This is a genomic window from Stenotrophomonas sp. YJH_SMC_69, assembly GCF_059370495.1.
Window position 1 is genome coordinate 20191 of record NZ_JCAFTS010000007.1, and the last position, 20755, is coordinate 40945.

At 67.9% G+C, this 20755-nt stretch carries 28 protein-coding genes; 7 read left to right on the plus strand and 21 right to left on the minus strand.

Translation table 11 applies throughout. The features are described 5' to 3' along the window. Window positions 1-32 precede the first annotated feature (32 nt). Window positions 33-296, minus strand: a complete 264-nt coding sequence (locus tag AC5P8F_RS13290) for a CD225/dispanin family protein (protein WP_041863485.1) — start codon at window positions 294-296, stop codon at window positions 33-35. A gap of 660 nt (window positions 297-956) precedes the next feature. Here AC5P8F_RS13290 and AC5P8F_RS13295 point away from each other — a divergent pair. Then, entirely contained in the window at window positions 957-2444 is a 1488-nt protein-coding gene (locus AC5P8F_RS13295; RefSeq protein WP_049439615.1) for a helix-turn-helix domain-containing protein, read from the plus strand. Window positions 2445-2503: 59 nt separating this feature from the next. Here AC5P8F_RS13295 and AC5P8F_RS13300 read toward each other — a convergent pair whose 3' ends face one another. From AC5P8F_RS13300 to AC5P8F_RS13370, 15 genes are all read right to left on the minus strand, one after another. Beyond that, window positions 2504-2950, minus strand: a complete 447-nt coding sequence (locus AC5P8F_RS13300; protein WP_239683796.1) for a hypothetical protein — start codon at window positions 2948-2950, stop codon at window positions 2504-2506. Further along, a complete protein-coding gene (locus AC5P8F_RS13305; RefSeq protein ID WP_049439619.1) occupies window positions 2947-4026 on the minus strand; it encodes a hypothetical protein in 1080 nt (359 codons plus the stop codon). Before AC5P8F_RS13305 ends, AC5P8F_RS13300 begins: the two co-directional genes overlap by 4 nt. Before the next feature lie 20 nt (window positions 4027-4046). Beyond that, window positions 4047-4394, minus strand: coding sequence for a hypothetical protein (locus AC5P8F_RS13310; protein WP_046430815.1), 348 nt, complete (start codon window positions 4392-4394; stop codon window positions 4047-4049). Window positions 4395-4441: 47 nt separating this feature from the next. Then, entirely contained in the window at window positions 4442-5038 is a 597-nt protein-coding gene (locus AC5P8F_RS13315; protein ID WP_495228326.1) for a RebB family R body protein, read from the minus strand. After that, complete coding sequence (locus tag AC5P8F_RS13320) at window positions 5035-5271, minus strand: RebB family R body protein (RefSeq protein ID WP_032957589.1); 237 nt, start codon at window positions 5269-5271, stop codon at window positions 5035-5037. Before AC5P8F_RS13320 ends, AC5P8F_RS13315 begins: the two co-directional genes overlap by 4 nt. A gap of 70 nt (window positions 5272-5341) precedes the next feature. Then, a complete protein-coding gene (locus AC5P8F_RS13325) occupies window positions 5342-5614 on the minus strand; it encodes a RebB family R body protein (RefSeq protein ID WP_005416651.1) in 273 nt (90 codons plus the stop codon). Window positions 5615-5674: 60 nt separating this feature from the next. Then, window positions 5675-5941, minus strand: a complete 267-nt coding sequence (locus AC5P8F_RS13330; RefSeq protein ID WP_006446865.1) for a RebB family R body protein — start codon at window positions 5939-5941, stop codon at window positions 5675-5677. Between the two features lie 26 nt (window positions 5942-5967). Further along, window positions 5968-6237 (minus strand): RebB family R body protein, encoded by a 270-nt coding sequence (locus AC5P8F_RS13335; protein WP_005416649.1) that lies wholly within the window; start codon window positions 6235-6237, stop codon window positions 5968-5970. A 43-nt stretch (window positions 6238-6280) separates the two neighbouring features. Beyond that, entirely contained in the window at window positions 6281-6571 is a 291-nt protein-coding gene (locus AC5P8F_RS13340; RefSeq protein ID WP_005416648.1) for a RebB family R body protein, read from the minus strand. Between the two features lie 301 nt (window positions 6572-6872). Further along, window positions 6873-8165 carry a transporter gene (locus AC5P8F_RS13345; RefSeq protein ID WP_495228327.1) on the minus strand — a complete coding sequence of 431 codons (1293 nt, stop codon included), beginning with the start codon at window positions 8163-8165 and terminating at the stop codon, window positions 6873-6875. 49 nt (window positions 8166-8214) lie between these two features. Beyond that, window positions 8215-8964, minus strand: a complete 750-nt coding sequence (locus AC5P8F_RS13350) for a hypothetical protein (RefSeq protein WP_111207017.1) — start codon at window positions 8962-8964, stop codon at window positions 8215-8217. A 13-nt stretch (window positions 8965-8977) separates the two neighbouring features. Beyond that, window positions 8978-9682 carry a C39 family peptidase gene (locus tag AC5P8F_RS13355; RefSeq protein WP_046430798.1) on the minus strand — a complete coding sequence of 235 codons (705 nt, stop codon included), beginning with the start codon at window positions 9680-9682 and terminating at the stop codon, window positions 8978-8980. Between the two features lie 99 nt (window positions 9683-9781). Next, a complete protein-coding gene (locus tag AC5P8F_RS13360) occupies window positions 9782-11098 on the minus strand; it encodes a FapB/FapC family functional amyloid domain-containing protein (protein WP_046430796.1) in 1317 nt (438 codons plus the stop codon). A gap of 43 nt (window positions 11099-11141) precedes the next feature. Next, complete coding sequence (locus AC5P8F_RS13365) at window positions 11142-11711, minus strand: FapB/FapC family functional amyloid domain-containing protein (protein WP_049439918.1); 570 nt, start codon at window positions 11709-11711, stop codon at window positions 11142-11144. Between the two features lie 44 nt (window positions 11712-11755). Then, entirely contained in the window at window positions 11756-12286 is a 531-nt protein-coding gene (locus AC5P8F_RS13370) for a FapA family amyloid fibril periplasmic chaperone (RefSeq protein WP_495228328.1), read from the minus strand. Window positions 12287-12683: 397 nt separating this feature from the next. Here AC5P8F_RS13370 and AC5P8F_RS13375 point away from each other — a divergent pair, with 397 nt between their 5' ends. Then, complete coding sequence (locus tag AC5P8F_RS13375; RefSeq protein ID WP_495228329.1) at window positions 12684-14039, plus strand: sigma-54 interaction domain-containing protein; 1356 nt, start codon at window positions 12684-12686, stop codon at window positions 14037-14039. On the opposite strand, the gene AC5P8F_RS13380 is transcribed toward AC5P8F_RS13375, so the two are convergent. The 4 genes from AC5P8F_RS13380 to AC5P8F_RS13395 form a co-directional block, all read right to left on the minus strand. Further along, window positions 14040-14348: a DUF6958 family protein gene (locus tag AC5P8F_RS13380; protein WP_014647247.1), complete on the minus strand. Its 309-nt coding sequence runs from the start codon at window positions 14346-14348 to the stop codon at window positions 14040-14042. Next, entirely contained in the window at window positions 14341-14883 is a 543-nt protein-coding gene (locus AC5P8F_RS13385; protein WP_495228330.1) for a GFA family protein, read from the minus strand. Before AC5P8F_RS13385 ends, AC5P8F_RS13380 begins: the two co-directional genes overlap by 8 nt. A gap of 62 nt (window positions 14884-14945) precedes the next feature. Further along, window positions 14946-15827: a TolB family protein gene (locus tag AC5P8F_RS13390; RefSeq protein WP_046430791.1), complete on the minus strand. Its 882-nt coding sequence runs from the start codon at window positions 15825-15827 to the stop codon at window positions 14946-14948. Then, a complete protein-coding gene (locus AC5P8F_RS13395) occupies window positions 15824-16864 on the minus strand; it encodes a hypothetical protein (protein WP_142234773.1) in 1041 nt (346 codons plus the stop codon). The genes AC5P8F_RS13390 and AC5P8F_RS13395 overlap by 4 nt, the downstream gene beginning before the upstream one ends. A 91-nt stretch (window positions 16865-16955) precedes the next feature. Here AC5P8F_RS13395 and AC5P8F_RS13400 point away from each other — a divergent pair, with 91 nt between their 5' ends. Genes AC5P8F_RS13400 through AC5P8F_RS13415 form a run of 4 tightly spaced genes read left to right on the plus strand, consistent with a single transcriptional unit; the run spans window position 16956 to window position 19003 of the window. Beyond that, window positions 16956-17882 (plus strand): LysR substrate-binding domain-containing protein, encoded by a 927-nt coding sequence (locus tag AC5P8F_RS13400; RefSeq protein WP_014647243.1) that lies wholly within the window; start codon window positions 16956-16958, stop codon window positions 17880-17882. Next, a complete protein-coding gene (locus AC5P8F_RS13405; protein ID WP_014647242.1) occupies window positions 17879-18340 on the plus strand; it encodes a helix-turn-helix domain-containing protein in 462 nt (153 codons plus the stop codon). The genes AC5P8F_RS13400 and AC5P8F_RS13405 overlap by 4 nt, the downstream gene beginning before the upstream one ends. A gap of 10 nt (window positions 18341-18350) precedes the next feature. Then, window positions 18351-18776 (plus strand): VOC family protein, encoded by a 426-nt coding sequence (locus AC5P8F_RS13410; protein ID WP_134808897.1) that lies wholly within the window; start codon window positions 18351-18353, stop codon window positions 18774-18776. Next, window positions 18773-19003, plus strand: coding sequence for a hypothetical protein (locus tag AC5P8F_RS13415; RefSeq protein WP_032957563.1), 231 nt, complete (start codon window positions 18773-18775; stop codon window positions 19001-19003). The genes AC5P8F_RS13410 and AC5P8F_RS13415 overlap by 4 nt, the downstream gene beginning before the upstream one ends. Window positions 19004-19010: 7 nt before the next feature. Here AC5P8F_RS13415 and AC5P8F_RS13420 read toward each other — a convergent pair whose 3' ends face one another. Beyond that, a complete protein-coding gene (locus AC5P8F_RS13420; RefSeq protein ID WP_014647239.1) occupies window positions 19011-19706 on the minus strand; it encodes an HAD family hydrolase in 696 nt (231 codons plus the stop codon). Between the two features lie 179 nt (window positions 19707-19885). Between AC5P8F_RS13420 and AC5P8F_RS13425 the strand changes: the two genes are divergently transcribed. Continuing rightward, the gene (locus AC5P8F_RS13425; RefSeq protein WP_241886869.1) at window positions 19886-20743 is read left to right on the plus strand and encodes a hypothetical protein; all 858 of its coding nucleotides are present in this window, start codon (window positions 19886-19888) and stop codon (window positions 20741-20743) included. The last annotated feature ends 12 nt before the right edge of the window (window positions 20744-20755 follow it).

The following is a 20755-nucleotide window of genomic DNA, read 5'->3' on the forward strand; positions in this document are numbered from 1 at the left end:
ATTCATCATGGCGCGACGGCGACGGCAGGCTTTCAGGCCATGCCGCGCGCGATCAGGGCATAGCCGATCATCAGTGCTAGGCACAGTGGCAGGGTGAGGAAGGAGGCGATCATCCAGCGCAGCGCCTTGCGCGAAGCCTCGGTGGCCGCGCCGATCTGGCCGCTGGCGACCAATGACGTGCTGCGGTTGGCGTAGACGGTGGCGACGATGCCGAACGGCCAGAAGCCGGCGATGATGCTCAGGATGGCCCACATCAGGTAGTTCCTGGGGGGCACGGGTGGCGGGGTGCGGTCCATGCGGTCGATCTCCTTGATCGTGCTGCGGTCGGGAGCGCGAGTATGCCGACAGGCCAGGTGCAGCGGAAGGCATGCCACCCGTGCGTGGTGCGCAATCTTCTGCTGGTCGATGGGTCATTGATCGGGGGCGGCGCCGCGGCAGGCAGGCGCGGTGGCCTGCGGGCCTGGGCGAGCAGGCGGTGCAGCCGTCACGGCGGCGCAATACGTGCCCGTCCCTGGTTCGCTCAGACGCGTTGATCATCAGCGTGGATGGAATCCCGGCGCCTTGCCTTCACCTGCTTTGCGGTGCGCGGTGCACGGAAACGCGGGCGACAAATATCCGGCGCGGATATTCACGTCATTATCATGCTTATTTTCTGGAAACTCGTTTCCCATAATCCAGGGACGCGATGGCCGGAACACAGGGAGCGCCGCGTCACAGGCAGTGCCGCCCTCTGGCGCACGACCCCGGCCTGGACGACGTCCGCCTTGCCGACCTCCAGCAGCGATGGCAGTTCCCGGCACTGCGGGAGCGGGCAGCGTGCACGGCACCAGCGGTGCGACCAGCGGGTACGGCATGCGGCGTGGACGTCGCAGCATCCCGCGATGATGCCGGAGGGCCTGCATCGCGAGATCGCCCGTTGCAGATGCATCGGGTCGCCATTCCAAAGGGGAGTTTCGATGCACAGGCAAGTCAGTGAGATGCTGCAGCGCGCTTATCGGCCCTATCCGTCATTGCCCGAGCTGCTGGGCGCGTTCGTGAAGGAGCTGTCCCAGCACAAGGTGATGCGGGGTGGCCAAGTGCGGTTGCGTGGTGCGGTGGCAGGGGCGGCTGCGGGGTTGCCAGCTGCGTCCGGGGAAGAGGTTTCCTTGCAGCGGGTTCCCATCCGCTATGGCGGCGAGGTGTTGGGTGAGCTGCACCTGGAAGGCGAGAAGGGCCGGCTGGATGGCAGTGCCCTGGCGCTGGGGGAGCAGTTTGCCCAGCGTTGCGCGCATCTGATCAAGCGCTACGAAGCCAAGGCCTGGGCCGAACAGGCGTTGAGCCGGCCGCTGTTGCTGGTCGGCGCCGGCGAGGCGCTGAAACAGATGGATGAATTCGTGGAGCGCGCGGCGGCCAGCCCGTTGCCGGTCCTGCTGCGCGGCGAGTTTGGTACCGAGAAGATGGAGCTGGCCGCCGCCCTGCACAGTGGCGGCCCTTCCCGGCAGGGCCCGTTTGTCGAAGTGAACTGTGTTCACCCGCTGGGCGAAGCCAGCGACTGGTTCGCGCGCGCACAGGGCGGGACGCTGTACTTCCACGAAGTCGACGAACTGCCGGTGCCGCTGCAGGGGCAGCTGTCACATCGCATGCGTGGGCTGCCTGCCGCTCATGCTGACGCGCTGGCGGCCGGCCCGATACGGGTGATCGCGTCGACCAGCGCGGACCTGGAACAACGGGTGAGAGAGAAGCAGTTCTCGCGCGCCCTGCTGGCCGGGCTGGAGTTCCTGACCGTGGATATTCCGCCGCTGCGCGAACGGGTGGAGGACATCGGCGCGCTGGCGGCGCGTTCGCTGGAGCTGCATGGATTCAATCCCCGCGTGCTGGGCGACGATGTGCTGGAAGCCCTGTGCGCGCACGACTGGCCCGGCAATCTGCTGGAAATGGAGCGGGTGGTGGTCCGGCTGGCGGTGATGACCGGTGGCCGATGCATCCGTCGTGAGGATCTTGCACGCCACGCGCCGGATCTGGCTGCAGGCCACGTTGCCAGCGATGCCGGGCGCGCCCCGCAACGGCTGCCCGCGGTTGGGCAGACCGTCGGTCCTGCGCCCGCGCAGCCGGATACGCCGCGGGCAGCGCATGAAGGCCTGCACGACGGTCTGAAACGCGCCCTGGCCTACCTGAAGGACCATGCCGCAGAGCCGCTCACGCTGGGCGACCTTGCCCGTCAGGCCCATGTGAGCCAGTCACACCTGGGATTCCTGTTCCGCAGCGAGCTGGGCACGACGTTCAAGCTGCTGCTGCAGCAACTGCGCATCGAGCACGCCAAGCAGCTGCTGCGGGATGGGCAGCGCCTGCGCATTACCGATGTCGCACTGCAGGTCGGCTTCGGTGACCTGAGCCACTTCGAAAAGAGCTTCCGGCGCGCGGTAGGGGTCAGCCCGCGCAGCTACCGGCGAAGCCCGCACCAGTAAGAACATTGCCCCGGTGCAGGCGCGGGCCTGCCCGGGGCGTTGGGATGGCAGATGCGGCGTCAGCGCGCGTTGGCTTCAGCAGCGCGCTGCACGGCATGTTCGGCCGCTTCGTCCGCGCGTCGCGCGGCCTCGGCGGCGGCTTCGACCGCGCGTTGCGAAACCTTCATCGCGGCGCGGATGCCTTCTTCACTGGCAGCCATTGCGGCGTCCGCCAGTTCCTGGGCGATCTCCATCGGGGTTCTGCCCGCCGGATGGGCGGGAGTGGGCTTGCCGGGAAGCGGGGTCGGGAAGGTCATCGTCGGTGCTCCTGCTGGGGATGAGGGGGGAACACCGTCACTGCGCTCCCCCAGGATGTGGCGCAATGCCGCCTGGGCATCGGCCAGGATCTTCTGCGCCTGTTGCCGGGCCGCCAGGCGTCCGGCAGCAACGGCCGCGCCGGCTGCCGAAGCAAAGGCCTCTGTTGCTGCCTGCACGCCATCGCCATCTGGCGCCGGAGCCGGGTTCACACTGCATCCTTCTGATAATCCACCCGCGCTTCATCGCCCAGGTAGCGTCGGGTTCGGCGGTAATCCTGCAGGGTGATCACATTGTCCTCCACCTGTATCAGCGCCTTCGCTCTGGAACCATCGATCGCGAACTGCACGCTGGCACCGTCCTGGCCCAGCCGGCCACGGGAAACCGGATGTTCGTTGAGGAATTCCTGTGCATCGCGCAGCTGCCACCGCGCGGCCTCGCGCAACCGGCTGTCATCCTGCAGCAGTTCGGGTTCGTCGTCGAAGCAGGCCGCCATCTGCTGGGCGGCCAGCGAGATGCGGGCATAGCCGATCTGCCGGTGCGCGGCCAGGCTTGCGTCGATCGCCTCGCGCACCTGCTCTGGCGACGGCAACTGTGGCAGCTGCGGCCCGTCCAGGAAGCCGAACAGGATCGGCAGCACCTGCTGCAACGCACGGGTGGCACGCGTCAGCCGATGCTCGCGGCTGCCACCTCCTGTGCTCACCCGCTGGTAGAAGCGGAAGTAGTCGGCAAACTCGATGGGCCTGCGCGCGTGCAGCAGCGCGAAGCCGGCAGCGTCGGCCAGGTCGTCGCGCCCTGCGGCGGACATGCCCACCTCACCGGCCAGCTGGTGGAGCGCCACCGATTCGCGAAAGTCCAGCTGCTGCAGCAGGGGTGCGTCGGCCGCGCCGATCGAAGCCAGGAACGCGCGCGAGGCGCCGAGCTCGGCGTTGGTCAGCAGCCGGTGTTTTTCCAGCACTCGCTGTGCCTCGTTGTGCGACAGGCGTGTCTCGTCATCAAACTCCATGTTGCGCAGGGCACCGAGGTCGCTGGCACCAAGGCTGAGCAGCTTGACCGGGCCGATCTGCAACCCGGTGCGCGGCAACCATGTCATGCGCGAACCGTGCAGGCCCTGTTGCACCCCATCGAGCATCGTGCCCTCGTCGGAGAAGGCGTAGCGGTGCTCATGCGATTCCATGGCCCACTTCAACCAGTGCTCGCCGCCGTCGATGAACTGAAGGACATGCCTGCAGGATTGACTGATCAGGTTGGCCTGGGGGATGGAACGACCGGCAATGAAAATGCTCATGCGTGGATCTCCTGGCGGCCTCACTGGGCCGGAAATTCCTTGAGGACGGTCGCAGCGGCATTGCCGACGCGGTTGAAGTCGGCGGTGGCCCCCTGCATCATGTTCTGCGCCTGCGTGAGCACCCTTGCATACTTTTCGTCCCCCGTCGCCAGGTACTGGGCCATGGCCACGCCGGCCGCGGTGGTCGCGATGGTTGAGACATTGCGCAGGGCGTCGGCGGCATCCTGTACGGCGATCGCCGCAGACTGGGCCACCGACTGGTAGGCCTTGCCGGCACCACTGGTCGTCACGACGGTCGCTGACATGGTGGCCGTCTGCACCTGGTTGATCACATCGATGATCTGGGCGTTGACGTTGCTCGGGTCCATACGGGCTCCTTGATGGGCGAGTGGGGCCGCAGGCGGCCTGCAGTCTGTCAGGCCCCGGCGTCAGCGTCGTCTGCCGGGGAAGGGGAAGGGGAAGGGGAAGGGGAGTCTGGCGCGGGATCCTGGGCGGGACCTGCGTCCGGATCCGGACCGGACGCGGGGTCGGGCGCAGGACCGGGCGCGGGCGCTGCCGCATTGCCTGCAAGCGTTTGGAGTGCATGCAGGCTGCTGGTAGCGGCCGCAGCGTCGGCAGTGGCACCGTGGGTCTGTGCCTGCAGGACGATGATGGCGGTCTTTCCTTCTGCGGTGGCCGCGGCGATCACCGCCGCAGGCGAAGGGGGCGCCGGCACCGGGCCGGGCAGGGGGATGACCTGCGGTGGCGGCGGCGGAGGGGGTTCCGGAGCGGGTGGCGGCACCGGCCAGGGAGCGTTGATCATCTTCGCGCAGGTGGCGGTGACCGCTGCGTTGCTGACCATGCCTGCACCCTGCTGGCGCGCGACGGCGTTGTGCATGGCGGTGCCCAGCGTCTCCAGCATCACCATGTCCAGCATGCTGAAGGACTGCGCCGGACCCTGGGCCACCAGCAACGTCGAGGCGGCGCTGACGCTGTCGACGATCTGGCTGTTGACGGTGTTCTCACTGCTCATGACGGAACGGCTCCCTTCTGGATGATCAGGGCCAGGACCTGGGCCAGGCTTGCGCCGGCGGTCACCTGGCCGCGTTGCTGGTTGGCCACCGCGTTCTGCATTGCCAGGCCGAGGCTGTCGGCCATCGCCAGGTAGGTGGCGGACATCGCGAACGAGGGGGCAAGGGCGATCGCCACACCGGATCCGGCGCTGGTGGTTGCCAGCAGGTAGCCGGTGGCGGGCGATGCGGCCATCGATCAGGGGCCCGACGTGACGCCGCCCTGGGCGGGGGCGCGGTGGTTGGCGTCACGCCGGGCCGACACGTCAGCGCAGGCCCAGGATTTCGCGGGTGGCCACGCCGTTGGAGGCGGTGTCGATCGCATACAGCGTGGACACCCCCTGGGTGGTCGACGCCTGCATGGTCACGTAGGACTGCTGCTGGTTGTTGGTGGCGTTGTGCGCGGCGTTGGACAGCGCCTGGCTGGTGGCCACGAACAGGTTGCCCATTGCGATGGCTGGCGCATCGCCAAGCACCTTGGTGTTGACCTGCGAGACCGAATCGGTGATCTGGCTGTTGACGGCGGTGGGAAATGCCATGGTGGAAGCTCCTAGGGTGGACAGCACTACAGGAACGGAGATTGCCGGCACTCAATGGAATCAGCCGAGAATCTTCCGGGTGGCGGCGCCGGTGGCGCCGGTATCGACGGCGTAGAGCAGCGCGACGCCCATCGTGGTCGCGGCCTGCGCCGTGACATACATCTGCTGCTGGGCGAGCGTCGCGTTGTGGGCGGCATTGGCCAGCGCCTGCGCGGTGGCCTGGTACAGCGTGCCCATTGCCGTGGCAGGCGCCACGCCCAGCACCTGCAGGTTGGCCTGGCTGACCGAGTCGGTGATCTGGTCGTTGACGGCCGTGGGAAATGCCATGGCTCAGCTCCTTGCCTGCCGGCGCATCACGCGCCGAGGATCTGCTTGGTGGCCACGCCGGTGGTGGCGGTGTCGATCGAGTACAGCGTGGCCACGCCCATGGTGGTGGCCGCCTGCGCCGTCACATAGGACTGCTGCTGCGCATTGGTGGCGTTGTGGGCGGCGTTGGCCAGCGCCTGCGCAGTGGCCTGGTACAGATTGCCCATGGCCACGGCGGGCGCGTCGCCCAGCACCTTGGTGTTGGCCTGGGTGACCGAATCGGTGATCTGGTCGTTTACAGCGGTCGGGAATGCCATGTCGATCTCCTTGAGGTTGGCGGGTCAGCGATGGAACGACAGATCAGGAGCCCAGGCCGCGGACGCGGGTGCTGAGGATTTCCTTGCTCGCTACCGCCGTGGTGGCGGTATCGATCGAGTACAGAGTGGCCACGCCCATGGTGGTGGCCGACTGCGCGGTGACGTAGGACTGCTGCTGCGCGTTGGTGGCGTTGTGGGCGGCATTGGCCAGCGCCTGTGCGGTGGCCTGGTACAGATTGCCCACTGCCACGGCGGGCGCGTCGCCCAGCACCTTGGTGTTGGCCTGGGTGACCGAATCGGTGATCTGGTCGTTTACCGCGGTTGGAAATGCCATGTCCTGCTCCTGCGAAAGGGTGGAAGTGCGTGGTATCCAGTGTCACGGTGCGTTGCCTGCAGCGGCCTGGGCTTCACCGTGGGGCCAGAGTAGGAAATGGCGCCGCCGCCGGATTGGCGGAATCGACGGAGAATGCGGTGGGATCACCGTGAAGGTGCGGCGTGAATACGGCGGAACTGATGATCATCGCCGTCGTCGCCAGCGCTGGCGCGTTGCCCTGGAGCACACACAGGGCCTGCGCGTGGGCAGCGCGATCCGGCGGCGAGGGGCTGTCGGCCACAGCGTCGCCGGATCGGGCGGGTCAGAGCATGTAAGGGATCTTGAACGCCAGCGTGAAGTCCGGTGCATCCGGGGTCAGCCCGATGCCCAGCAGGGTCACCAGCGTGGTGTGCTGGTTGAGCGCATACGTCACACCCAGATTCAGTGACGCCGCGTTGGCGTCGCTGCCAATCACTTTCATCCACTTCCCGCCCTGGAAACGGGTGGAAGCGCGGGCGCTGATGCGGTCGCTGAAGGACAGGCTGAGACTGGTGCGCTCGTTGAACGCAAAGGCCACGCCGGCGCCGAAGTAGACCGAGCCGCCGAGCTTCACGTCACCCGGGTTGACCGTGTCGGGGTTGCTGTCGATGTCACTGAAACCACGCGGGAACGAATGCACGTAGCCGAGGTTGGCGAACAGGATCGCCGGATCGGCTGTCTTGACCATCGACAGCCCGACGTTGGCCTGCCACACGCCATTGCCGGTCGGTTGTTCCTTGGGCACGGCGAAGCGGATGTAGTCATCGTCATCGCGCTCGATCACTTTCCAGTCCAGGCCGTAGGGCGCACGCCCGGTGGGCGCGGTCACTCCGGCGGTGAGTACGGCTTCCGGGCGCCAGCCGCGCTCGCCGAACAAGCGGTAATTCGCACTCAGGCCGATATCGCCCAGGCCGTTGCCATTGGTCTCTTCCTGCGCGATCGCGGCCGCCGCACCGCCGGCACCGCCCTTCTGGTAGACGGTGCGCCGCGCCAGGTATGGCACGTCCAGGTTGAGCGTCAGGTTCGGGCTGACGCCCCAGCGCGCGGCCAGATTGTAGGTGAGCGAATCGGACTCGACGTTCTCGATGGCGATGTTGCCGAGGAAGATCGCATCCAGCGCCAGGAAGCCATTGAGGGTGAGCTGCTTGCGGTCGTAGCGGGCGTAGGTGAGGCTGTTCTCGACGGTGAAGCGGCGCGAGAACAGCGCCGACTGCTGCTGTTTCACATCATCCACGCTGCGCCGCGATTCCTGCTTTGCCTGCTGCGCCTCGGCGGCACTGCTGGCATAGCCTTCGCTGCCCGGTGACGTCTGCAGGGGCGAGCCATGCTCGACGGGCGCAGCCGTAGACGAGGCCATCGGGCCAACCTTCCCACTCAGGCGCGCCTGCATCGCCTGCACCTGCATGTCCAGTTCGCGCAGCCGCCGCACTTCCTGCGCGTAGTTGGATTTGAGCTGCTCCAGCTGGTTGGCCAGCGCCTGCACGTCGGCGCCATCATCCGCCGCGGGTGGCGCGGCGAAGGCGGTGCCCGCCAGCGCCGCCAGCGCCAACGGGGTGATCCTCATCAGGGTGTGCATGTTCGTGTCCTGCGTTGTGGAACGCTTCCCCCAACGCCGTGCCGTGGTACTACCGGCCCGGCCCCATGCCGCGGTTCATCGCAATCGCCTGGGCCACGTTCTGGCTCAACGGCAGGTTGCCGCCCGCGGTATCCCGCACCAGCTCCAGCCGCAGCTGGTTGCTGGCGATCTGGCCGTCACCGGCCAGGGCGATGCCCTGGCCGACGCTGCCGTTGCGTATCCATTGCTGGACCAGGCCCTGGCCATCTACCTGCAACAGCAGGCGTGCCTGGTTGCCGTCGAGCACCGCGGAGGCCGAGACGCCTTCGGCCTGTGCGCTGATCGAATGGGCACCGTCACCCGGCAGGGCCGGCACCGCGCCATTGCGTACCACCAGCGTGGTCGCATTGCGGGCGACGTTGCCATCGCCGGCCACCTGCACGCTTTGCACCACGCCGCTGGCGTTGGCCAGGCCGCTGCTGTCGATGCGGCGACCCTGCGTGTCCGGCAGCGGCGCATCTGCGGCGGTGACGTGCACGCTGGGCTGGAAGCTCAGTTTCGGGCTGCCCCCGCCGCGGAAGTCCATGCCCAGGGTCAACGCACCCTGCAACACGCTTCCGTTGCTGGCCTGCCACTGCGAGACCATCGTCACCCCGAACCAGGCGACAGTATTGCCGCCCACGGTGTAACGGCCCCGCATCAGGTTCAGTTCGGGATCCGGGATTTCCTTCAGGCCGCGCCCGGGCGCCGCGTCCGCCGCCTGCAGGGGCAGGGCGGGGCAGGCCAGCAGCAGGACCATCAACAGGCGGTGACGGAACATGGCGGAACCTCCTTCAGAACAGGTCGGCGTGGCTGAAGCCGAAGTCGACCAGTTCGGCATCGGTGATCGGCCCCTGTCGCGCGTAGAGCGCGCGGGCACTGGGCCGTTCGCTGGGTTGCAGCAGAACCGTGTTGCGATCGAAATCGCTGCCGATCACCACGAAGACGGCACGCGATGGCCACGCAGCGAGGAATTCAGGCAGCGCCAGGCTGCGGTTGCCGAGGATGGGATCAGCCACCTCGACCACACCGTCGCGCACCTGCTTGAGCACCACGAAGTGGCGGAAGCCGCGCACGTCCATCAGCACAAGACCGGGAACGCGAAGCGTGCGCAGGCGTGTTTCATCGATACGATAGCCGCGCCCGCGCATGCCCAGCGATTCCACGTAGCGCTTGATGTCGAGCAGCGAGAAACCACGCTCGGCCACCAGTGCTGGATCGGACACCCCCATCATTCCTTCGATCACCGTCGCTTCGTCGGTCTGCAGGTGATAGGCATGGCGCAGGATGGTTGCCAGTGCGGCCGCCCCGCAGCTGTAATCGGTGTGCTGGCGCACCACGTTGCGGTAGCGCCGTTCCTGCATGCTTTCCACCTTCTGCTGCAGCAGTGCGCCATTGGGTAGCACGCTGGCGAAGCCGACGTCGCCCGCCCGCGCCGATGCACCGCCCAGCAACAGCAGGCAGGCCAGCAGGCATATCGAGAGACGGTGGCCGATCATCACGTTCTCCAGCAGCAGGAGGGAGCCCCTGCCCCAAGGGGGAGGAGGAACAGGGGCTCCCGGGAACCCGGCCATTGGCGGACGGCCGGGGTGGTGCACTTACTCGCCGTTGCCGCCACCACCGCCGGTGCTGGGCTGGGCTACGGCCAGGGCCAGGCTGTTGGCCTGCAGGTTGCCGGTGCCCGCCGCCACGTTCACGCCGATGTTGCCGGAGGCGCCGGAGAAGGCACTGCCGGACAAGGCCGACGTGTTGGTGGCGTTGACGTTCACCCAGCGCGTGGTGCTGACCGTGCCGCTCAGGCTGGCGTACAGATCGGCCACGCCCAGTTCGACGAACTGGCTGGTGCCGCTTTCACGCGTATCGAAGCCCAGGCCGCCCACCCCCGGCCGGTTGGGGTTCATCGTGGCGTTCTGGATCTCGTTGTCCAGGTCGATGTGGCCGGTACTGTTGCCACCCGGGTGCGGCAGTGCGCCGTTCCACGTATCCAGGTAATAGTTGGCCATCTGGTAGGCATTGCCGGTGCCGCGGTAGGTGCCGGCGCCATAGCCCCACGTCAGGCCGCTGACGCCGCCATGCAGGCCGACCTGCACGGTATCGGTGTAGGACTGCACGAAGCCGGCATTGCTGACCGTGTTGCCGGTGGAGACCTGGTTGGAGCTGATGCTCGACTGCGCCACCGCCGTGGTTGCGACCGAGGCCGCGAGCGCGTTCTTCTGCTCGTTGTTGTTGCCCGAAGCAATGTTGACACCGATGTTGCCTGACGCACCGCCGAAGGCATTGCCACCGAGACCTGCGGCATTGGTGACGCCGGAGTTCATGGTCGCGTTGCCGAAGCCGGCCTGGTTGACGAACACCTCGGCGTCGGCCATGCCGAAGCTGAAGGACGCATCGGCAGCGGACAATGACGCGGCATTGTCCTGGGCGTTGTTGTCCCCCGATACCACGTTGAAGCCGAGGTTGCCGGAGGCGCCGGCACCCACGCTGTCACCGATGGACGCACTGTTGGTGACCAGGCTGTTGCTGGTGGCGTTGTTGCTGATCGACTGGCGGTTGTCGATCACCGCAATGGCCGCCGAGTCGAGGTCGATGTCGCCGGTGATGGTGGGGTCGCCGGAGAAATTGACGTCGGTGCTGAGGCGCAGGTCCTTCTCCAGGTTCACGTCGACGCCGTGGTTGTTCTTTTCCTTGCGCTCGTCGGCCTGGATGGTGCTGTGCTTCTGAACATTGACGTTGACGGTGCGGTTGCGTACGTCGTTGTCGGTGTGGTTGTGGGTGTCGTTGCGGGTTTCGCTGACGGTGTGGTTGTGGTTGATGTTCGCGTTGGCGTTCTGGTTGTCCCAGCCATTGGCCGCAGCGGCGGTCGAGGCAGTGGCAATCGCCATGGCGAGCATGGTCCGTTTGACGGTCGCTTTCATGGTGCCCTCTCTCTCATCGGGTGGTGCATCGGTTGGGTGGTTGTCACGGGCGGTCCTGCACGACCAGGCCCAGCACATTGGCCGTGTCGTTGCCGCTGCCCGCGATCTGATTGAGTTGCAGGACCCCGTCGAATCCCCGCAGCGCGGTGCTGGTGACACCGGCGCTGCGGGTGCCGGTCGCGACGCCGCGACCGGCGTCGTCCCGCCCCCCTGCCAACGCGGAACCTTCGGCGGCCAAGGCCGTATCGTCGGATTCGCGTATGCCCTGTCTGGCCAGCGTCGCGCTGACGACGTTGAGCGTCGTGTTGGCGATGCCGCTGGCCTGGTTGATGGATGCGATGCCGCTGGCACCGGCCAGCGCGTTGCCGTCGATGACGGCGGTGGCGTGCGCCGGTGCGCTCAGCACGCGGTTGCCGGCCCGCAGTTGCCGGTTGCCGATCAACACGTCGGCGCGTTCGCCGGTGGCGATGCCATGCAGGTTGGCCTGCAGGTTGAGGTCACCGGCCGCCTGGTTCAACGCGATGGCGCCGTTTGCACCCGCCAGGGCGTGACCGTCGATGCGGGCCACGTCGAGGTAGGCGAGCATGCCGCTGTAGTCGTCGGCCTGCGCCATCAACGGCGTGGCAAACAGGACCAGCAGCAGCCAACGTGCCCGCTTCACTTGCCACCTGCCGGGGCCGGGCCCTGCAACGGGAACTGGGCGAGCGTGCCGCGCACGGTATCGCCGATGCCGCGGGTGCTGTTCCCGACCGCGCCCAGTGGGCCACCCAGTGCGCCACCGAGGCTGCTGCCGAGCATGCCGTCACTGCTGCGTCCCGGCGTGCCGCTCAGGGCCTGCTGGGCGACCCGTTCGACGGTGGTGCCCGTGGGGGTCGCGGTCGCAGCCGTGTGCCCCGCCCCCATGCCGGCATAGTCCTCATCGCTCAGCTCGTCCATCGCGTTTGCCGGGGTACCCGCACCGAGCGCCGTCGCAATCTCGCGCTGTGGTTTCGGGTCGGCGATCAGCGCCATGCCCGGGGGCGCCATGCGATAGGCCGGCCGCGCGGCCACATCCCGCAACAGGACGATTTCGCCCGGTTGTGCCTTCACGCCCTGGCGGGCACCGGAGGCAGAGGCGCCCGCGGCGCCCGACAGCAGGGCCACGGCCAGCATTGCCAGCAGGCCGCGAATGGGGGTGATGCCGTCCATGCCGATCTCCCGTGATGGGTGCGGCGGAACCACGCATCAACCGTGCCAACCCTGAAAGGCTTGGCAGCCAGGGGGGTGGGCACTGGCGGGTGTGGGGCGTTGCTGCCGCGTCGTTACAGCGGCGTGGGAAAAATGTTGGGATTGCGCAGCGCCAAGCGCCGCAGGGCAAGGCGGGCGCCCGACTGTCGCACGGGTGTTACAGGTGCCGCCGCGGACTGTAACGATGCCGCTTCAGCCAGTGCTTTCTTGACGCGCCGCTCATTGCGCCGCCGTTTAGCGCAGCGCTAGGATCCGCGCAACAAAGGCCGCCGCGGTGGCCGTAGAGGTCCCGGCGGAGGGGCGGCACGCCGGTGATTGCCTGACAGTCCGCCGACGGTGTCCGGATGCTGGGGGAAGCATGGCAGCGGTCCCGGAGGCTTCTGCGTCACGATGCGTGCTCTGGTTCGGCGAGCCGCTGGCGAACGAGCGCAGCGCGCTGGCAGCCGCAGGCTGGTACGTGCGTCGCATCCATCCCGACCCGGCGATGGCCATCGGCCTGCGCGGGCGCGACCGGCTGCTCGCCGTGCTGGATCTTCGCCATCTGGATGCGCCGGCCCTGCAATTGCTGGCGCCGTGGATCGAACAGCACGCGCATCTGACGTGGCTGGCGGTGCTGCCGCCTGGCGCAGGGCCCACGCCTGCCGCGTGGCTGCCCTTGTTGCAGCGTTGCATCTCGCGGTTTACGCTGCCTTTCGGCCTGCAGGACCTGGTGGCGGCGATGCGCCAGCAGTTCGACGCGGAGGATACGTCTGCCGACGAAGTGTGCAGCGGGCAGGGGCCGCGCGCATTGATCGGCGAGAGTCCTGCGCTGCATGCGGTGCGCACCGTACTGCACAAGTTCGCGCCGGTCGATCTGCCGGTGCTGGTCACCGGCGAGACCGGCACCGGCAAGGAGTTGGCTGCACATGCACTGCACGCGTTGTCCGGCCGTGCAGGCAAGCCGTTCATCGCGGTCAACTGCGGTGCCATCCCGGCCAGCCTGGTGCAGTCGGAGCTGTTCGGCCACGAGCGTGGCTCGTTCACCGGTGCCGACAAGCGCCAGATCGGCGTATTCGAAGCGGCATCCGGCGGCACCGTGTTCCTCGACGAGGTGGGCGACCTGCCGGCCGAAGCGCAGACCAGCCTGTTGCGCGTGCTGCAGGAAGGTACGTTCGAGCGGGTCGGCAGCAGCCAGCCGCTGCGGGCGGACGTGCGTGTACTGGCTGCCACCCATGTGGAACTGGAGCACGCGGTGGCGCAGGGGCGGTTCCGCAGCGATCTCTACTATCGCCTCAACGTGCTGCGCCTGGTGATGCCACCGCTGCGCGAGCGCGGCGCTGATGTGCAGCTGCTGGCCGAGCATTTCCTGCGCTGCTTCCGCCTGCGCCACAGCGTGCGTGCACGTGGCTTTGCACCCGCTGCGCTGCAGGCGATGCGGCGTTTCGAATGGCCCGGCAACGTGCGCGAACTGCTGAACCGGGTGCAGCGGGCGGCGATCATGGCCGAAGGCGAGCTGATCAGCGAGCGTGACCTCGAACTGGGAGGGCCCGTGCATGCGCCGCCGGGGGCGATGCTGCACGATGCCCGCGGCCAGGCCGAACGTGATGTGCTGCTGCAGACGCTGCGGCAGACCGGCTACAACGTCTCCGAGTGCGCGCGGCAGATGCAGATCTCGCGGGTGACCGTGTATCGGCTGTGCCGCAAGCATCGGCTGGAGCTGCCGGCGCAGCGCTGATCAGCCGGCCGGCACGTGCTTGAACAGGCGCAATGGCGTGCCTGGAAGACGCTCGATCACGCCCTTGGCCTCCAGGTCCAGCTGCACGGCTTTCAGCCACCAACCGGCCGTGGCGCCTTGCGGAAACAGCGATGCGGGCAGGTGCGGCAACAGCGCCTGCTTCGCCTGCGCCACCGTCATCCCGGGAGGTTGCCTGGGCAAGGCACGCAGCAGGGCCGCGCGCATGGCCATGTACTTGGCGCGATCCACGCGCTGGATGTGCCCGGGCGTGGTGATGCTCTCGATCTCGATCCGCTCGGGCTCAGGCATGGCTGTCTCCCGTGATCTCGATGCTTGGGCTGCGGAAGCCCATGGAGATCCACGCCTTCAACAGCCGGGCATGGAACCGCAGCGAGTGGGTCTTCAGGTTGGGCACGTCGCCGGGAAGGACAGACGCGTCGGGAAGATCGTTGACCATCGTCCGCATCTCCACGGCGGGGCGTATCGCGTCCGGCCACAACAGCCCATACAGGCTCAGCCAATGGCCACCGCTGAACTCCAGGAAGAGCGGCGTATTGCAGCAGCCCGCCACGACGCGGCGGCTGCCGGCCGTGCTGGACAACCGCCACGCGTGCAGCCGGGAATGCCCGGCATCGATGCGGACGCGATCCTTGCGCTGCATTACGAAATGCGTCTGGCCCTGAGGCCCCAGCACCTGCGGTACGCCGGGCATCGCCTGCATCCGGACGCCGGCCCTGCGGCAGCTGTCGCAGCAGCATTCGACGCTGGCGATGGGGCTGCCGGTGGTGGTCAGGCGGACCTGGCCGCAGGCGCAGGCAAGGGACTGTTGGGAAGGCATCTGCATTTTCTCCTGGGGTACTCAACCTCTCGACGAACGGGCGCGTGGGAAATCGACACCCACTGCCTTCAGGGCGGCATCATCCGGTAGCGGACGCGGTACAGGTCCAGTCCCTCACCACCGGCGCGTCGCGCCGAGTAGGTCAGCGTGTCGCGGCGCGAGCCATCCAGCATCGCGCCGTAGCTGTCGCCGCTGGGCGCGTTCACGGGCGATGGCAAGGCATGGCCTGCGTCATAGCGGCCTCCACGTTCGTAGGCAATGAACTGGCGCACCGGTGCGCTGCCGAAGTCCTGGGCGCGGGCAAATACCACCGTTCGGCCGTCGCCCAGGAAGGTGGCATCGAACTCCTGCGCTGCGGTATTGAGGTCTCCCGCCAGCGGCCGTGCCGGCTGCGCGACGCCGCCGATCATCGCCGCGCTGTAGAGGTCATGGCCGCCAGCACCGCCCGCACGATCGCTGGAGAACAACAGCGTACGACCGTCGGGCGAGAGCATCGGCGCGAACTCATCGGCCGCGCTGTTCACTGCGGGGCCAAGATTGACTGGCTCCCCGAATCGACCGTCGCTCCCCATGCTGACCCGATACAGATCGTCACCGCCCTGGCCGCCTGCGCGGTCCGAGCAGAAATACACGACGCGCCCATCTGCGGAAAATGCGGGATCGAAGTCGCGCCCCGGCGTGTTGAACGGCACTGGCGTGGCCGGCCGCCAGCGGTCACCTTCGCGGTGCGAGATCCAGATGTCGTAGCCCCCAGGCCCCCCCGGCCGGTTGCGGCTGAACCACAGGGCGGTATTGCCGTCCGGACTCAGGGTCAGCCGGATCTCGTCATGCTGTGTGGAGGCAATGCCGGGGGCGAAGCGCTCGGCGGGACCGATGATCCGCAGCACCACGGGCGGGGAGGGCACGGGCAATGCCGATGCCAGCAGCATCACGGCCAGCAGCGCCTTCATGCCTGTCGCTCGAAGTCGCTGACCCAGTTGGTTTCCCAACTGCGTCCACCATCGGCGGAGGCCGCCTGTTCCCAGCGCGCCGAACGCGGGGTGATGCGTGACCAGATCACCCGCGTCTGGATCGCCCGTCCCTCGTGCTGGTCCTCGCCGAAGAAGCGGCCGACACCGGCCTCGAATCCCCCACGCAGTGGCTCGCCGATCCGGGTCGGCGCGCGGCCATCCAGCCACCAGCTCAGCCAGTGCCGCTCGGCCGCATTCCAGGCGCGGATGCCCATGCCGCGCAGCGGTGCTCCACGCACGTCCATCAGGTTGTCGCCCACGTTGCCGAATCCGCCCAGTACCGGCCAGTTGTGCAGGGTGCCGTTGAACGCGTCCCACGCATCGCTGCCTGCCAGCCGAGCGCGCAGGCGGCGATGGCGCACGTTCCAATGGCCCACCAGGAAATCAAAATCGCCCGGTGCATCCGGCAGCTTCGGAAGCGGAGTGGGGATCGCAGCAGTGCGCCGGAACCAGTTGCGCCAGTTCACTTCCCAATGGGCACCGGCATCGTCGGAGAACGCCTGCTCCCACCACGGCTCATCGCCGTGGATGTCATGCCAGCGGAACCAGACCTCGATGGGGCGTCCCTTGAAGTCATCGCGACCACGGAAGCTGCCGCCATCGCCTGCGAAGGCGCCGCGCACGGGCGCTTCGATATGGGCAGGGGTGCGCCCATCGATCCACCAGATCGACCAGGTGGAAGAAACCGGATCGAAGGCACGCACGCCCAATCCCCTGTAGGGGCCCGAAGGCAGTGCCATGACGTTGTCATCGATGGTGCCGAGCCCGCCCAGGGTGAGCCAGACCGCGCTGGCGCCGGTGAAGGCGTCCCAGCGGGTATCGCCCACCAGGCGCTCCTTCAGGCGTTGGTGCCGGACCTGCCAGTTGCCCTGCAACCATTTCCAGTCTGCGCTGGGGCTGGCCAGGGCCCACCCGGAGGGCAGGGCGGTGGACGCTGCCGTGGCGGCCAGGGTGGCCAGGAACTGCCGTCGATCCATGTGCGTTATCCCGCGCCGGAGGTGCCTCCATCGTTGCGCGTGCGAGGGGGATTGACCACGCGGAAATCGGGGCTCAGGCTAAGCCACACTTATGGTGACCCAACGCCAGCTGCCATCGCTTGTCGCCATCCGCGCCTTCGAGGCGGCGGCACGGCTGGGCAGCTTCGCCCGCGCCGCCGAGGAGCTCGACACCAGTGCGGCATCGGTGAGTTACCACGTGCGCCGGCTGGAGGCCCAGACCGGTACCTGCCTGTTCCTGCGCCACGCCCAGCATGTGGAATTGACCGCCGCCGGTGCGAGCGTCGCAGTGGAGGCCACCCGGGCCTTCGACGCGCTGCGCGCCAGTTTCATGCGCGCCGCTGACATGGATGCGGCACGACTGCGCCTGTCCGTTCTGCCGACGCTGGGCACCAGCTGGTTGACGCCGCGCCTGGGCAGTTTCCGCGCGCGCCATCCAAGCATCGTGCTGGAACTGGACCTGTCGGCAGAGCCGCAGGACCTGGCCGCCGGGCGTTTCGATGCCGCCATCCGCAACGGGCATGGTGCGTGGCCCGGGCTGCAGGCCACGCCCCTGTTCCCCAGCATTTTCACTCCGCTGTGCGCGCCAGCGCTGCTGCCGGCGGCAGACGGGCTCGGTCGGCGGGCGTTGGAGGTTCCACTGCTCGGCAGGCCTGACTGGTGGGCGCTGTGGTTTTCCGCACATGGTGCTGTTCCGCCACCGGACCCGGAGAGCTTCGTCACCCCCTTTGCGATGGAGCATCTGGATGTCGGTGCTGCCATTGCCGGGCAGGGCATCGCCATCGGCTCGCCGATCCTGTTCCAGGCCGAACTGGACAGTGGGCGCCTGGTGCAGGCACATCCCGGTGTGGCCAGCGACGGGCGTGGTTTCTGGTTCGTGGCACCGACGGCGCGCAGCCGCAGCACCAAGGTCATCGCATTCGGTGACTGGCTGGGCGAGCAGGCCGCGCAGGCCAGGCGTGCGTCGCGACATCATCTGGCACACGCGGTGACGCCATGAACCAGAGCCCGGAACTGTTGCGGCGCCTGCTGCGTGCCAAGGACCGGATGGACCACGCCAGTCACGAGGACTGGCCGGTGGCCCGCCTGGCCGAGGTCAGTGCGGTATCGCCTGCGCATTTCGCGCGTTCGTTCAAGCAGGCATTCGGCCTGCCGCCGCACCGCTACCTGCTCAGCCGCCGCATCGAACGGGCCGTGGCGATGCTGCGTGACACCGAGCTGCCGGTCACCGAGATCGCCGCGCAGACCGGCTGGAGCAGCCTGGGCACGTTCGGGCGCATCTTCCGTGACATCACCGGCGACAGCCCGGGCAATGTGCGCCAGCGCGAGCGCGCCGGCGAGGCGACGCCGGCCAGCGTGCCGGAATGCCACGCACGTGCCGCGCAGCGACCGGACCTGAACATCGCAGTTTTGGAGAAGCGCCGCCGCGAGGCGGTTGCTAACGTGGATCCCACCTGAGGGAGGTCCCATGACAAACACTGTGAACACGGTCGGCCTGTATGTGCGCGACCAGGATGAGGCGCTCGCGTTCTACGTCGGCACGCTCGGCTTCGAAGTGCATACCGACGTGCGCAATGGCAGCTACCGCTGGCTGACGGTGCGCAGCCCCGGCCAGGACGGATTCCAGCTGGGCCTGTTCGTGCCCGGTCCGCCCACCCACGATGCGGCCACCGCGCAGGCGCTGCAGCAGCTGGTGGCCAAGGGCGCAATGCCGCCGCTGGTGCTGGCCGTGGATGACTGCCAGGCGCGCTACACGCAATGGCTGGCGCACGGCGTGGAGTTCACCCAGGCGCCGGTCGAACGCTACGGCGCCATCGATGCGGGGTTCCGCGACCCGTCCGGCAATGGCTGGAAGATGATCGAAGCGCGCTCCGAAGCGAGGCGCCGTCAATGAGCCGCGGTGGCTGGGCGCGGCCCGTACATCGCTGGACCTCGATCGTCTTCACCCTGGCGGTGATCGCCAACTTCGTCGTCCGCGGGCTGGGGCAGGGCGAGCCTGCAGCGTGGATCACCTATTCGCCGCTGCCGCCACTGTTCCTGCAGCTGTTCACCGGCCTGTACCTGTTCGTGCTGCATTACGCCGGGAAACGCCGCGGCGCCGCGCTGGGCGCTGCGGGCTGAGGCCGCCTCAGGCGGCTGCGTCGGCGGCGTAGGCCGCCAGCACTGCCGGCAGCTGCTCCATGCGCTGGAAGATCACCTTCGCGCCCGCAGCGCGCAGGGCCTCCGGCGTGCTGTGGTGCGGGCCGCCCTCGCTGAAACCAAACACGGTCGCACCTGCCGCGACGCCGGCGGTGGCGCCGGTCACGGTGTCTTCGATCACCGCGCAGCGCTTCGGGTCCACGCCCAGCGCTGCGGCGGCGGCCAGATAGACATCCGGGTGAGGCTTGGTGTTCGGCATGTCCTGGCCACTGAACACATGGGCACCGAAGGCATCAAGGATGCCGACCTTGCCCAGCTGCAGCTTCACCTTGAACAGGTCGGCACCGGAGGCGCAGGCAATCCGCCCGCCGGTGGCCGCGGCAATCGCACGCACGGCCTCGGGCGCCCCCTGGATCGCCTCTAGGTCCTGCTCCAGCGCACGGTTGCGCTGCTGGCGGAATTCCTCCAGCCATTGCTCGGTGAACGGCTTGCCGGTGCGCTCTGCGATCAGCCCGGCCAGATGAGCCACGGACTGGCCGAGGAAGACCTCGCCCGCCTGCGCCGGGGTCAGCGGCCAGCCGCGTGCGGTCAGCATTTCCGAGAGCACACGGGCCACCAGCGGCTCGGAATCGACCAGTACGCCGTCGCAGTCGAACAGCACGGCATCGAAGGGGAAACGGGACATCTACTACTCCGGGAACAGCCAAAGGGGCGACGTGCCCGCCATTTTCCCATAGCGGGTCGGGCGGGGCACGCGGGCCACAGGAACGCTAGACTGCCAGGTCAGCCCGCCCAGCGCCTGCACGGGAATACGCCTTGAACCGATTGCGATCATTCTTCAGTGCGTACCCCATCCATTTCGCGATGGCCGCCAAGCTTTACGTGCTCTGCCTGTATCTGCCCGTAGCCCTCCGCCTGGTCGAATTCGGGCGCCGTCTGGGCCCGCCCGAGGCCTCACGTGAAATCGGCTACGCGCTGGCGGAGCTCGGTTTCAGGCTGAGTCTCTTCGCCGGAGCGGCGGTACTGGTGTCGATGCTGCTGTTCGGGCGTCGCGGCGCGCTGCGGATCCGCCACCCGGTGATCGCTTCGATCGCCTTTTTCGGGTTGCTCGTCGTGCTGGATCGCGCCATGCGCATTCCGATGGCGCAGTTGCCGTTTCCAGTCTACAGCGTCGCAGCCATCAGTCTGATGCCGCTTGCGCATGCACTGGTCCTCACGCTGCTGGCCTTGGTGCCGGCGCTGCTGATGCAGCGGCGCGTACGTGCCGAGGGCAGGCACCATCATCTCATCAGTGCCGGCATCGCCGGCGCAGTGGCGCTGGTGGCCGGCAGCTGCCTGCTCCCCATCCTGGTGGCGCAGCTGCCGGTGGGATTCTCGCCCGGCGAGTTCATCATGCCCGTTGCCGACGGCGCCGCGCAGCTGCAGATTGCGAGCCTGATCCTGCTGGTGGCCTGCGCGCTGGCCACGTTTGCCGGCCTATGGGCCGGCGCGCCGTCGCCGGAACCCGCATCGACGGCGCGCACGATGGTGGTGTCGCTGATCCTGCTTGCCACGGCGCTGCTGATCATCCTGGCCAGCATGGCTTATCTTCTGCGAGCGCTGTCCGCTGGGGCGCCGACGACAGGTCGCGGGCTTGTCGTTGCCACCGTCGTCGGCGCCGCAGTGCAGTTCCTGCTGGCCAGAGTGCTGGCGTCACGATGGCTGCGCGCACAGGCATCGTGACGTTCCTCTGCC